Source organism: Cyanobium sp. NIES-981 (assembly GCF_900088535.1).
Classification (GTDB): domain Bacteria; phylum Cyanobacteriota; class Cyanobacteriia; order PCC-6307; family Cyanobiaceae; genus NIES-981.
In genome coordinates this window covers 246,788-259,781 of record NZ_LT578417.1, presented here as the reverse complement: position 1 = coordinate 259,781, position 12,994 = coordinate 246,788, and the positions used below count along the sequence as shown (strand labels likewise).

The window sequence follows — 12,994 nt, the reverse complement described above, 5'->3', positions numbered from 1 at the left end:
ACCATGCACATGCCCCTGGAAGACACCCTCGGCCTCAATCTGCTGGCCGCCAACCAGCACCAGGCCGAACACAACCGCGAGCATTTCGATGCCTGGAACCTGCTCACGCTGAATGTGATGAGCAGCCCCGGCGCCGGCAAGACCTCCCTGCTCGAGCGCTCCCTGGCCCAGCTGGCCAGCCGCTTCGCCATGGCGGTTCTGGAGGGGGACATGACCACCCAGCTCGACGCCGAGCGCCTCGAGGCGGTGGGCGTGCCCGTGGTGCCGATCACCACCGGCCGCGCCTGCCACCTGGATGCGGCCATGGTGGCCGACGGCCTCAAGCTGCTGCGTCAGCGCCTGGATCCGGCCGCCCTCGACATCCTCTGGGTGGAGAACGTGGGCAACCTGGTGTGCCCCGCCGAATTCGAGGTGGGCGAGCACCGCAAGGTGGCGCTGCTGAGTGTCACCGAGGGCGACGACAAGCCGCTCAAGTACCCGGTGATGTTCCGGGAAGCCGATTGCGTGCTGATCACCAAGACCGATCTGCTGCCCTACCTGCCGGTGGATGTGGAGCGGATCGAGGCCCATGTGCGCCAGGTGAATCCCCGTTGTGCCGTGATCCGGGTGTCCGCCACCAGCGGCGAGGGCCTGGATTCCTGGCACGCCTGGCTGGAGCAGCAGCGGGCCCTGCAGCAGCAGGCCGCGGTGCCGCGTCCCACCCTGGTGAGCCCATGAGCGCCACCGGTGTGATGGAGCCGCCCTGCCTGGCCCCGGGGCTGCGGCTCCCCGAGGGGCTCAGTGCCGAGGAAGCCCGCACCCAGCTGGCGGCCCAGGGCGTGCGCTACGCCCTGGCCAGCTTCGTGGACCTGCATGGGGTGTGCAAGGCCAAGGCCGTGCCGATCGCCCACCTGCCGGCGATGCTGGCCGGCTCGGAGCTGTTCACCGGTGCCGCCCTCGATGGGGTGCCCCAGGACGTGAGCGACGACGAGGTGGCCACCCTGCCGGATCTCAGCTCGGCCACGGTGCTGCCCTGGCGCCCCGACACGGTGTGGATGGCCAGCACCCTGCACCTGCACGGCCAGCCCTTCGAGGCCTGCAGCCGCGGCATCCTCGAGCGCGTGCGCGGGCAGGCGGCCCGCATGGGTCTGCGCTTCCACCTCGGCGTGGAGACGGAGTTCTTCGTGCTGAAGCGCGGCGCCGACGGCTCCCTCGCCCCCGCCAGCAGCAGCGACAGCCTCGAGAAGCCCTGCTACGACCTGCGCGGGCTGCTCGACAACCTCGACTGGCTCGATGAGCTGGTGCAGGCCATGAATGGCCTCGGCTGGGGCGTGTACTCCTTCGACCACGAGGACGGCAACGGCCAGTTCGAGACCGACTTCGGCTACGCCGATGCCCTGATCACGGCGGACCGGGTGACCTTCTTCCGGCTGATGGCCCGGGAGATCACCCGCAGGCACGGGCTGATCGCCAGCTTCATGCCCAAGCCGTTCGCCGACCGCACCGGCAGCGGCGCCCACTTCAACATGTCGCTCGCCGATCTGGAGAGCGGCACCAACCTGTTCACCCCGGCGGATGGCGCCGGCAGCTGGGTGAGCCCGCTGGGACGCCAGTTCATCGCCGGCATCCTGCGCCACGCCCCGGCGCTCTGCGCCGTGATCGCCCCCACGGTGAACAGCTACAAGCGGCTGGTGGTGCAGGGAAGCATGAGCGGCTTCACCTGGGCGCCGGTGTTCATCTGCTACGGCAACAACAACCGCACCAACATGCTGCGCATCCCCGGAGCCGGCAGCCGGGTGGAATGCCGCGCCGCCGACAGCTCCTGCAACCCCTACCTGGCCGCCGCCATGCTGCTGGCGGCAGGCCTGGAGGGCATCCGCGAGGGCCTGGATCCCGGCGAGCCCAACCTGGTGAACGCCTACCGGCTCAGCCCCGAGGAGCGCGAGGCGCGGGGCCTGCACGCCCTGCCCCGCACCCTGGGCGAAGCGGTGGAGGCGTTCGCGGCCGATCCCCTCGGCCGCGAGGTGTTCGGCGAGGCCATGGCCGAGGCCTTCATCAGTTTCAAGCGCCAGGAGTGGGCCAGCTACCACGGCGCCATCTCCCGCTGGGAAACCGAACGCTACCTGGAGCTGTTCTGACCCATGGCCGACCCGATCCGCCGCTCCATTCCCCCCTGATCGGCACCCAGCCGCCGGCAGCCCCGGCCCGTTCCCGCTCCACACCCTCCACCACCACAACCCCGTTCATGACCTCACCACGAACCACTCCCCGAACCTCACCGGGCAAGCCCCGCCGGCGCCAGCGCCTGCTGGCCACCCTGCTGCTGCTGGGCCTGGGCGCCGGCGCCCTCTCGGCCTGCAGCCAGCAGGGCGGCGGCGGCGCCGACACCCCCGTGCGGGTGGGCTACAGCGCCTGGCCGGGCTGGATTCCCTGGAAGGTCACCGAGGAGAAGGGCCTGTTCGGCCTTCCGGTGACGCTGCAATGGTTCGACGGTTACCTCGATTCGATCAACGCCCTCAACGCCGGCCAGCTGGACTGCAACAGCCAGACCCTCAACGACACGATCAGCTCGATCGCCGGTGGCGCCGATCTGCAGGTGGTGCTCACCAACGACAACTCCACCGGCAATGACCAGATCATCGCCGCCGAGGGCATCACCAGCATCGCCGATCTGAAGGGCAAGAAGGTGGCCGCCGAGGAGGGCACGGTGGATCACTACCTGCTGCTGCTCGGCCTCAAGCAGGCCGGCCTCACCGCCGATGACATCACCTTCGTGCCGCTGGAAACCGGCGCCGCCGCGGCGGCCTTCGTGGCCGGCCAGGTGGATGCGGTGGGCGTGTTCGCCCCCTTCACCACCCAGGCCCTCAAGCGCAGCGGCAGCGCCACCCTCTTCTCCTCGAAGGAGTTCCCCGGCGCCATCAGCGACCACCTGGTGTGCCGCACCGAGTTCGTGGCCAAGAATCCCGAGAAGGTGCAGAAACTGGTGGATGCCTGGTTCGCCACCCTGGGCGAGATCGAAGCCAATCCCGGCCCCTCCCTGGCGATCATGAGCCAGCGGGCCGGGGTGAGCGAGGAGGAGTACAAGGAGTACAACGCCGGCACCACGATCTTCACGCTGGAGGACAACCTCAAGGCGCTGGAGCCGGGCACCACGATGGCCTCGCTGCCCTACGCCGCCGAGGAGATCAGCGCCTTCCTGCAGAACGTGGGTCTGGCCAAGACCCCGCCGAAGCTGGATGGGCTGTTCGTGGACACCTTCGTCAAAGCGGCGAAGTGAGCTGAGGGACACCTACCACCATGACCTCTCCCGCCAGCAAGGCTGCATCGATCCCGGCCGATCCCCTCGCCCCACCGGCGCTGGAGAGGCTGAAGCGTCTGGCCCAGCACCCCTGGGTGCTGGGCCTGGCGGGCGTCCTCGCCGTGGTGGTGGTGTGGACAGCGGTCACCAGCGCCGGGGTGGTGGACCCGCTGTTCCTGCCCAGCCCGGCCGGGGTGATCGCCGCCGGCCAAAGCCAGGCGGCCCAGGGGATTCTCTGGGCCGACCTGGTGGCCAGCGTGGGCCGGGTGTTCGCCGGCTTTGCCCTCTCCGCCGCCGTGGCGCTCCCCCTGGGGATCGCCATGGGCACCAGCACGGTGATCTGCCGGCTGCTGGAGCCCTTGATGGCCCTGATCCGCTACATGCCGGCACCGGCCTTCATCCCGCTGCTGATCATCTACTTCGGGCTGGGCGAACTGCCGAAGATCCTGCTGATCTTCATCGGCACGTTGTTCTTCAACACGCTGATGATCATGGATGCGGTGAAGTTCGTGCCGAACGAACTGGTGGAAACGGCCCTCACCCTGGGGGGCCGCACCTCCCAGGTGCTGCTGCGGGTGATCACCCCCTGCATCGCCCCACAGGTGATCGATGCCTACCGCATCAACATGGCCTCCGCCTGGAACCTGGTGATCGTGGCCGAACTGGTGGCGGCCAATGAGGGCCTGGGCAAGCGCATCAGCCTGGCCCAGCGCTTCCTGCGCACCGATGAGATCTTCCTCGGCCTCATCGTGATCGGCCTGATCGGCCTCTTGATCGATCTGGGCTTCCGTCTGCTGATGCGGCGCACCTGCCGCTGGGCCAACTGACTCCTCACCGCCATGCATCTCAGCGTCGACAATGTGTCCAAGGTGTTCGGCGTGGGCCGCGCCGCCAAGTGCGTGCTCGACGGCATCAGCTTCGAGGTGAACACCGGCGACTTCGTGGCCCTGGTGGGCAGCTCCGGCTCGGGCAAATCCACGGTGATGCGGCTGGTGGCCGGCCTGGAGCGGCCCACCACCGGCTCGATCACGGTGGACGGGCAGAGCGTGAAGGGCCCCGGCTCCGACCGGGGCATGGTGTTCCAGAAGTACAGCCTCTACCCCTGGCTCACGGCCGCCCAGAACGTGGCCTTCGGCATGGAGCTGCAGGGGCTGGCCAGGCGGGAGATCCGCGAGCGCACCAGCTACTTCCTCGATGTGGTGGGCCTGGGCGACGCCGCCCGGCGCCTGCCGCGGGAGCTCTCCGGCGGCATGCAGCAGCGGGTGGCGATCGCCCGGGCCCTGGCGGCCCAGCCCAAGGTGCTGCTGCTGGATGAGCCCTTCGGGGCCCTCGATCTCCAGATCCGCGAATCGATGCAGGAGTTCCTGCACCAGCTGTGGCAGCGCACCGGCCTCTCTGCCCTGCTGATCACCCACGACCTGGAGGAGGCGCTGCTGCTGGCCCAACGGGTGCACATCATGGCGCCGCGGCCGGGGCGGATCGTGCGCAGCGTCCAGGTGGATCTGGACCACACCAACATGGGGCATCTGCGGGTGTCGCCCGAATTCCTCACCCTGCGGGAGGAGCTGGCCCAGTGCCTGCGCAGCCTCGAACCGGCCCTGGCGGCATGAACCCCGGCCCGGCCGCGGCCCACTTCCTGCCCTCCGAGGCCTACGCCTGCGCCGCCACCGCCCGGCGGGAACGGGAGCGCTACGCCCCCCGCTTCTGGCATGCGGTGGCACCGCTGGCGGCCCTGCCCGAGGGCCACAGCCTGGCGCTGGAGCTGCTGGAGCTGCCGCTGCTGCTCACCCATGCCCCCGGTGAGGGGGTGAGGGCCTTCCTCAACCGCTGCCCCCACCGGGGTGTGGCCCTGCAGGAGCCGGGCGGAGCGGCCCAGCCCACGCGGCGCCTGGTGTGCCCGTACCACGGCTGGACCTACGGCCTCGACGGCGAGCTGCGGGCGGCGGCCCGGGAGGGGGAGTTCCTCGAGCCCTTCTGCCGCGCCGACTGGCCCCTCCAACCCCTGGCCTGCCGGATGAGCGGGCCGCTGATCTGGGTGGCGATCGGCGCCGATCCCCTGCCCCTGGAGCAGCAGCTGGATCTGGTGCTGGAGGAGGCAGGGGAGGCCTGGGCCCGGCCCCTGCAGCTGCTGGGCCAGAGCAGCCGCGAGCTGGCCTGCAACTGGAAGATCGCCCACGACAACACCCTCGACGACTACCACGTGGCCATCGCCCACCCGCGCACGCTGCACCGGGAGCAGGGGCCGGTGCGGCACTACCGCCATGGCCTCAGCCGCCACGGTTCGCTGCTGGCCACCCCGATGGAGGGAGGCGAGTTCCTCACCTTCGGCCTCGCCCCCTGGACCCATCTGCTGGTGTGGCCCGATGGCCGGCTGGCGGTGATCAGCTTCCCCCCCCTCACGCTCGAGCGCTGCGCCATGCAGCTCTGGCTGCTGGGCACGGCCGAACACGGCCCGCTGGCCGCCGACTGGCTGGCGAGCCTGCTGCTGTTCCTGGAGGAGGATCGGCGGCTGGTGGAGTCAGCCCAGCGGGGCTACCGCAGCGGCCTGGCGCCGGGGCCGCCGCACCGGCTGGAGCAGCGCCTGCTGCAGCACCAGCGCCTCTACGCCGCGGTGATGGGCCTGCAAGTGATGGGCCTCACGCCGGAGCCATGACGTCGGCATCGAGAGCGCCGGAGCGGATCCAGCGGGCCATGGCCGTGTTGATCTCCAGCAGATCGGCCACCGGCTCACGGCTGAAGGGCCTCTCGGGCAGGTAGCCATCGGGCCCGAATTCGGGCGTGACCGTGAACGGCAGAGCGGTACCTGTGCGGCTGAGGCGGAACAGCCGCCAGCAGCGGCGGTGGGCCTCCAGGGCCCCGGCCCACTCCGGCGCGAAGGGATGACCCACCGAGGGGCCCTGGGGATGGCCCACCCGGGCATGGATGTGGTCCACCCGGCACGCCATCGCCGCCACAGGGGCCAGCTCAGGGGTCATGAGGCGCTCGGCCAGCACGCACCAGTGGCTCAGGTCGGCCGTGAGCCGCAGGCCGGGGAAGGCCTCGAGAAAGGTCTGAATCGTCCAGGGGCTGTGGAGGCTGCGGGAGCGGTGGGTCTCGAAACTCACCGCCAGCCCGGAGGCCTCGGCCAGGGGGATGGCCCGGCTCCAGAACCACTCCTGCTGCATCCAGTTCCAGGCATCGGAGCCCGTGATCACCGTCACCCTGAGCGGGGCGTAGGCCGGGCACGACGCCAGCAGGCGCTCCAGCTCCCGCAGGTGGTGCTCCGGGCCCAGCTCCAGCCGGGGCACGTAGTCGCCCCCGGTGACCAGCTCCAGCACCAGGGGCATGGCCGCAGCGGCGAGGGCCCCAACCACGGCCGGGGGCTCCAGGCCCGCCAAGGCGGGATGGCGGAGGTTGGCCTCCAGCCCGTGGAAGCCGCCGCCGCAGGCCTGCCGCATGGCCTGCGGCAGGTCGCCGGCAAAGCCCCAGAGGCTGTGGAGCAGCACGGGAGCGGAAGGCTGGAAGCGGGGGTGAAGCCTGCTCAGTTGGCGCCCACGAACTGCTCGGGGGGAATGTTGAGGTACACGCCTTCCTGGAAGAGGGCCTGCTTGGCGGCGGCATCGCCGCGGCTCACGGCATCGGCGTAGCGGCGGCGCAGCGACTCCACCAGCGCCTGACGGCGCAGATCGGCACCGCCCTTGGCGGCCCGGGAGTCGAGCGCAACCTGTTCGGCGCAGACCATGGGGATTGTGTTCATTGTGGACATTCCGATTGTAGGGAGGGCAAGGCCTGGACACAGCCCCCCGCCATGGGGTGGTTTCAACCCCTACCGCAGGGGGGCCCCCGAACTGCTGGACTCGTGCCATGGCCACCACCAGCACCGGGCTGATCGACCGCCCCGCCCTCGCCGAACTCAACACCCTCCGCAGCGCCCCCGCCGTGGTGCGGCTCGTGAGCCATCTGCTCACGATCGGACTGGCGGGGCTGATCTGGCGCAGTCCCGGCCTGCCGCTGGCCCTGCGCCTGGCGGGCCTGGTGGTCAGCGGCATCGCCCTGGCCACCTGCTTCGCGCCGCTGCATGAGTGCTGCCACCGCACCGCCTTCCGCAGCCGCGAGGCCAACGACGCGGTGGCCTGGTGGGCCGGCGTGCTGAGCTTCTACAACGCCACCTTCTACCGCCGCTACCACCAGTGGCACCACCGCTTCACCCACCAGCCCGGCCTGGATCCGGAGCTGGAGGATCCGGTGCCCACCAGCCTCGGGGGCTACCTGCTCGAGCTCAGCGGCTGGAACTGGTGGATTGGCAAGCTCCAGGGCTACGCCCGCCTGCTTTGGGGAAACCTGGACGAGCTGCCCTACCTGAGCCCCGAGGTGATCCCCCAGGTGCGCCGCTCGGTGCGGCTGCAGTTCCTGGTCTACGGGGTGGTGCTGGCGCTCTCCTTCATCCAGGCCAACGGCTTCCTGTTCTGGAGCTGGCTGCTGCCCCTGGCGGTGGGCCAGCCCTTCCTGCGCTTCGTGCTGCTGGCGGAGCACAGCGGCTGCAGCTTCAGCCAAGACGGCACGGCCAACACCCGCACGACCCTCACCATTGCCCCGGTGCGCTGGCTGATGTGGAACATGCCCTTCCACGCCGAACACCACCTCTATCCCTCGCTGCCGTTCCACGCCCTGCCCCGGGCCCATGGCTGGATCGGGCCGCGGCTGGAGCACCTGGATCCGGGCTACCTGGCCGTGCACCGCACTCTCCTGCGCAACCTCAGGGCCCTGGCCCTGCCGGCATGAGCAGCGCCAGCGCAGCGGCGGAGGCCCCGGTCGCCCAGAGCTTTCGCCTGGGCGATGTCCCCCTCTCCTGCGGCCAGGTGATCCCGGAGGCGCAGCTGAGCTACGTGGCCCTGGGCCGCGCCAACCCGGAGCGCTCCAACCTGATCCTGGTGCCCACCTCCTACGGCGCCCGGCCCGCCGATCTGGCCTGGATGTTGGGGCCGATCTTCGATCCGGAGCGCTGGCTGGTGGTGATCGCCGGCATGTTCGGCAACGGCGCCTCCTCCAGCCCCAGCCATGGCGCCATGGGCCTGGCCGAGCAGGGCTGGGTGGTGCACCACCGCGACAACGTGCTCGCCCAGCAGCGGCTGCTGGCTCAGGTGTTCGGCGTGGAGCGGCCGGCCCTGATCTACGGCTGGTCGATGGGGGCCCAGCAGGCCTACCAGTGGGCGGTGCAGGCGCCGGAGATGGTGGAGCGGATCTGCTGCGTGTGCGGCACGGCCCGCACTTCGCCCCACAACCGCCTGTTCCTGCTCAGCCTGCGCCAGGCCCTCACGGCCGACCGCCACTGGAATGGCAGCGGCTTCGACGCCCCCCCCGAGCAGGGGCTGCGCACCTATGGCCTGATCTATGCGAGCTGGGCCGCCAGCCAGCCCTTCTTCCGCACGATCGGGCAGCCGGTGGAGCAGCACGTGGAGGAGCAGTGGCTGCCCCACTACCGCCGCCACGACCCCCGCGACCTGATCGCCATGCTCGACACCTGGCTGGCCCACGACGTGGCCGCGGGGGGCGATCTGGACGCTGCCCTGGCGGGCATCCAGGCCCGCACGGCCGTGGTGGCCGCCGACCACGACCTCTACTTCACGGTGGAGGACATGGCCGCGGACGCGGCGCGGATCCCCGGCGCCGAACTGCACGTGCTCCGCTCGCGGCTCGGCCACCGGGCGGGCAACCCCCACAGCAGCGCGCCGGAGCAGCGGGAGCTGCGCCGCATCGTGGACGGCCTGCTGGCCGCCTGATCCACTTCTTCGATCCCCACCCCGGGCCTCACCCCCAACCCTCAACTCCATGTCCGACCTCGCCAGCCAGGCCCGCGAGCTGCAGCTCAAGTTCCTGCTGATCTCCTTCACCGACCTGTTCGGCATCCAGCGGGCCAAGCTCGTGCCCGCCGCCGCCATCGCGGCGATGGCACGGGATGGGGCAGGCTTCGCGGGCTTCGCCGCCTGGCTGGATCTCTCGCCGGCCGATGGCGATGTGATGGCGATTCCCGATGCCGCCAGCCTCACGCCGTTGCCCTGGCAGCCGGAGGTGGGCTGGGTGGCGGCGGAGCTGTGGCTGAACGGCAGCCCGATGGCCCAGTGCCCCCGCCGCCTGCTGCGAAGGCAGCTGGAGCGGGCCGAGGCCATGGGATGGTCGTTCCACAGCGGCGTGGAGGCCGAGTTCTTTTTGCTGGGGGCCGATGGCGCCGGCATCGCCGATCCGGCCGACCACCAGGAGAAACCCTGCTACGACCAGCTGGCCCTGATGCGCCGCTACGGGCTGATCGGGCCGCTGCTGGAGGCGATGGAGGGCCTGGGCTGGGGGCCCTACCAGGCCGACCATGAGGACGCCAACGGCCAGTTCGAGGTGAACTGGACCTTCGCCGAGGCGCTCACCACTGCCGACCGCCATGCCTTCTTCAAGGTGATGGTGAAAACGCTGGCGGAGCAGCAGGGACTGAAGGCCAGCTTCATGGCCAAGCCCTTCGCCGAGCGCACCGGCAACGGCTGCCACACCCACCTCTCGCTGTGGGGAGCCCCGGGCACGGCCCAGGCCGGCGCCAACCTGTTCCACGATCCGGCCGGTGAGCTGGGGCTCTCGGCGCTGGCCTATCAGTTTCTGGCGGGGCTGCTGGAGCATGCCCCGGCCCTGTGCGCCCTCACCAATCCCACGGTGAACAGCTACCGGCGGCTGGCGGCGCCGCCCACCAGCTCCGGCGCCACCTGGAGCCCGGCGGGCATCAGCTACAGCGGCAACAACCGCACCCACATGCTGCGCATCCCGGACGACCAGCGGCTGGAGCTGCGGCTGCCGGATGGCTCCACCCATCCCTACCTGCTGCAGGCGGCGATCCTGGCGGCGGGGCTGGATGGCATCGAGCGCCAGCTGCAACCCGGCCCCCGCCACGACAACGACAACTACGCCGCCCCGCTGGCGCCGGAGACCTGCCCCAGGCTGCCCGCCGATCTGGGCGAGGCCCTCGATGCCTTCGATGTCGACAGCCGCCTGCGCCAGGCCCTCGGAGAGGAGTTCTGCCAGGCCTACGGCAGGCTGCGCCGCCGCCAGTGGCAGCGCGAACGGGGCGACATCAGCGATGCGGAGCGCCGCACGTCGCTGGATTGCTGAGATGCCTGGGCAGCCGTGGCAACTCTGAGTCGTCGCCATGGCGCAGGCCCCCATGCCAGAGCAACCCAAGCCCGCGGGTCTGATCCAGCGGTACCGGGAGGAATTGCAGACCCGCCACTACGCGCGGCGGACGGTGAAGACCTATGAGCAATGGTTGAGGAGGTTTCTTCGTTTCCACAACCTGCGCCATCCCCGGGAGATGGGAAGCGCCGAGGTGAACAGCTTCCTCACCCACCTGGCCGTGGAGCTGCAGGTGAGCCCCTCCGCCCAGAACCAGGCACTGGCAGCGCTCCTGTTTCTGTACCGGGAGCTGTTGGATCGTGACCTCGACCTGGATGGCGTGGTGCGCGCCAGGAACCGACGGCGGTTGCCGGTGGTGCTGAGCGAGGCGGAGGTGCGTGCTGTTCGCGATCACCTGGAGGGCGATCCAGCGCTGGTGGTGGGGCTGCTCTATGGAAGTGGAGTACGCCTGATGGAGGCCCTGCGGCTGCGCGTGAAGGATCTGGACTTCGAGCGACGAGAACTGAGCGTGCGGGATGGGAAAGGGGGTAAAGACCGACTCACCCTCCTCCCCCAGAGCCTGGTGGCTGAGCTGCGGCACCATCTGCTGGGCGCGCGAGGACTGCATCAGGCGGATCTGGCCGCTGGGTGGGGCCGGGTGCTGATGCCCTATGCCCTGGCAAGGAAGTACCCCAATGCCGATCGGGAGTGGGCCTGGCAGTGGGTCTTCCCCCAGGAGCATCGCTGGCACGATCAGGCCTCAGGCACCCAGGGGCGGCACCATCTGGATACAAGCATCGTGCAGAAAGCCGTGAAGCGGGCCGTCGCTGCAGCTGGCGTGTCCAAGGCTGCCAGCTGCCAAACCTTCCGCCATTCGTTTGCCAGCCACCTTCTGGAGCACGGCCAGGACATCCGCACGATCCAGGAGTTGCTCGGCCACAAGGACGTGAGCACCACAATGATCTACACCCATGTGCTCAACCGTGGACCGCTGGGTGTCCGCAGCCCCGCAGACATTCTGTAGCAATCCAAACAAGTGGTTTGCGGACCCGCGAACCACGGCTAGATTTTGGCTCCAAACTTAGAAACAGGCTGGTACAAAAGGGTTCGGAAGGGTCCCAAGAGCCCATGCCTCTGTGGTTATCGGAAGGCAAGTAGACATGGACCGTGGTTCACGGAACCCTCCATTGACTAGTTGAACTAAGCCGCTGCGCGGCAGATTCATTGAGTCAGCATAACGCAACTGCTCCGATTCATGACGCGTTGGCTTTGCGTGGACGCCTCGTGCCCGAGGCTGCGGGCAAGGGCTGAAACGATTCTGCTTGCAGCTGACTACGGCGGCACCTTGACGTGGACCCCGGAAACCGGTCCAGGGTGAATGAGAGTCATCAGCCGGCCAGACTGGGCCGGGGACTCCAGCATGAAACGCACCAGGCACACAGCGGAGCAGATCATCCGCAAGCTCAAGACCGCCGAACAGCTGATCGCCCAGGGCAAGACCGTCGCCGATGTCTGCCGCGTCATCGAGGTGACACAGCCGACCTATCACCGCTGGAAGCAGCAGTACGGCGGGATGCAGGCCGAGGAGGCCCGCCGGCTGACGCAGCTGGAGAAGGAGAACGCCCGGCTCAAGAAGCTGTTGGCAGAAGCCGAGCTGGAAAAGGCGATGCTCAAGGATCTCGCCGAGGGAAACTTCTGAGCCCGGAACGCCGTCGCAGAGCCGTCGCGGTTCTGCGTGAGCGTTACCGGGCCTCTGAACGCCTGGCCTGCCGTGTTGTGGGGCAGCACCGGAGCACCCAACGAAATCCCGGCAAGGTTGTCGGCATTGAAGAGGCCAAGCTCCGCCATCGCCTCCGCGAAATCGCAGCGGAGCACATCCGCTGGGGCCGCCGGATGGCCTACCGGCTGCTCAGGCGGGAGGGCTGGACCATCAATCACAAGCGCGTGCAACGACTCTGGCGGGAGGAAGGCCTGCAGCGGCCGACACCCAGAAAGCGAAAGCGGGCACGGCCCGCTGACGGCTCGGTGCGGCGTCACCGGGCTGAGCATCCCCACCAGGTGTGGGCCATGGACTTCCAGTTCGATGCCACAGCTGATGGCCGCAGACTCAAGTTCCTGAACGTGATCGACGAGCACAGCCGCCTCTGCCTGGCGATCCGGGTGGGCAGGCGCTGCAAGGCCAAAGACGTGGTGGCCGTGCTGGAGGAACTCACCAGCCTCTACCCAGCACCGGCGTTCATCCGATCGGACAACGGCCCGGAGTTCATTGCGCAGGCCCTACGGGACTGGTGCGAGGCCAGCAGCGCCACCAGCACGGCCTACATCGCGCCGGGATCCCCATGGGAGAACGGATTCGCAGAATCCTTCAACGGCCGCTTCCGCGATGAATTCCTCAACACCGAGCTGTTCACTACAGCCCCGGAGGCGCAGATCCTGGCCGATCGCTGGCGATGGGAGTACAACTCACTCAGGCCGCATTCGGCCCTCCAGGGGCGTACGCCCCTGGAGGCAGCTCAACAAGGAGCTGCAGCATGACCATGACCACCCACTCTCATAAGGACTGGACCGATAAAGGGGGTCACGTCAACCTCA

General features: G+C 69.3%; 13 protein-coding genes. 11 read left to right on the top strand and 2 right to left on the bottom strand.

From position 1 onward, the window contains the following. The first annotated feature begins 3 nt into the window (after positions 1–3). The 6 genes from hypB (at position 4) to CBM981_RS01315 (ending at position 5,930) form a co-directional block, all read left to right on the top strand. Entirely contained in the window at positions 4–717 is a 714-nt protein-coding gene (gene hypB / locus CBM981_RS01340) for a hydrogenase nickel incorporation protein HypB (RefSeq protein ID WP_087066936.1), read from the top strand. Continuing rightward, positions 714–2,117 carry a type III glutamate--ammonia ligase gene (gene glnT / locus CBM981_RS01335; protein ID WP_225867462.1) on the top strand — a complete coding sequence of 468 codons (1,404 nt, stop codon included), beginning with the start codon at positions 714–716 and terminating at the stop codon, positions 2,115–2,117. Before hypB ends, glnT (CBM981_RS01335) begins: the two co-directional genes overlap by 4 nt. A 107-nt stretch (positions 2,118–2,224) precedes the next feature. Further along, a complete protein-coding gene (locus CBM981_RS01330) occupies positions 2,225–3,256 on the top strand; it encodes an ABC transporter substrate-binding protein (RefSeq protein ID WP_087066935.1) in 1,032 nt (343 codons plus the stop codon). Positions 3,257–3,276: 20 nt separating this feature from the next. Beyond that, complete coding sequence (locus CBM981_RS01325; RefSeq protein WP_087066934.1) at positions 3,277–4,104, top strand: ABC transporter permease; 828 nt, start codon at positions 3,277–3,279, stop codon at positions 4,102–4,104. A gap of 12 nt (positions 4,105–4,116) precedes the next feature. After that, on the top strand, positions 4,117–4,887 hold the full coding sequence (locus tag CBM981_RS01320) for an ABC transporter ATP-binding protein (protein WP_087066933.1): 771 nt from the start codon (positions 4,117–4,119) through the stop codon (positions 4,885–4,887). Further along, positions 4,884–5,930: an aromatic ring-hydroxylating dioxygenase subunit alpha gene (locus CBM981_RS01315; protein WP_087066932.1), complete on the top strand. Its 1,047-nt coding sequence runs from the start codon at positions 4,884–4,886 to the stop codon at positions 5,928–5,930. Before CBM981_RS01320 ends, CBM981_RS01315 begins: the two co-directional genes overlap by 4 nt. On the opposite strand, the gene CBM981_RS01310 is transcribed toward CBM981_RS01315, so the two are convergent. Both CBM981_RS01310 and CBM981_RS01305 read right to left on the bottom strand, forming a co-directional pair. Further along, a complete protein-coding gene (locus CBM981_RS01310; protein ID WP_225867461.1) occupies positions 5,914–6,762 on the bottom strand; it encodes a sugar phosphate isomerase/epimerase in 849 nt (282 codons plus the stop codon). The two genes, CBM981_RS01315 and CBM981_RS01310, sit on opposite strands and share 17 nt — an antisense overlap. Positions 6,763–6,797: 35 nt before the next feature. Further along, positions 6,798–6,998, bottom strand: coding sequence for a hypothetical protein (locus CBM981_RS01305; protein WP_087069094.1), 201 nt, complete (start codon positions 6,996–6,998; stop codon positions 6,798–6,800). 122 nt (positions 6,999–7,120) lie between these two features. On the opposite strand from CBM981_RS01305, the gene CBM981_RS01300 reads away from it, so the two are divergent. The 5 genes from CBM981_RS01300 (at position 7,121) to CBM981_RS01280 (ending at position 12,937) form a co-directional block, all read left to right on the top strand. Continuing rightward, complete coding sequence (locus CBM981_RS01300; protein ID WP_087066931.1) at positions 7,121–8,038, top strand: fatty acid desaturase; 918 nt, start codon at positions 7,121–7,123, stop codon at positions 8,036–8,038. Further along, positions 8,035–9,036: an alpha/beta fold hydrolase gene (locus tag CBM981_RS01295; protein ID WP_087066930.1), complete on the top strand. Its 1,002-nt coding sequence runs from the start codon at positions 8,035–8,037 to the stop codon at positions 9,034–9,036. Before CBM981_RS01300 ends, CBM981_RS01295 begins: the two co-directional genes overlap by 4 nt. Positions 9,037–9,085: 49 nt before the next feature. Continuing rightward, a complete protein-coding gene (gene glnT, locus CBM981_RS01290; RefSeq protein ID WP_087066929.1) occupies positions 9,086–10,402 on the top strand; it encodes a type III glutamate--ammonia ligase in 1,317 nt (438 codons plus the stop codon). A gap of 37 nt (positions 10,403–10,439) precedes the next feature. Next, positions 10,440–11,426: an integron integrase gene (locus tag CBM981_RS01285; protein WP_225867460.1), complete on the top strand. Its 987-nt coding sequence runs from the start codon at positions 10,440–10,442 to the stop codon at positions 11,424–11,426. 396 nt (positions 11,427–11,822) lie between these two features. After that, positions 11,823–12,937 (top strand): IS3 family transposase gene (locus CBM981_RS01280; RefSeq protein WP_369801657.1). Its coding sequence is split into 2 segments (ribosomal slippage): positions 11,823–12,084 and positions 12,084–12,937, totalling 1,116 coding nucleotides; the frame shifts between segments, so codons are not numbered across the junction. Positions 12,938–12,994 lie beyond the last annotated feature (57 nt).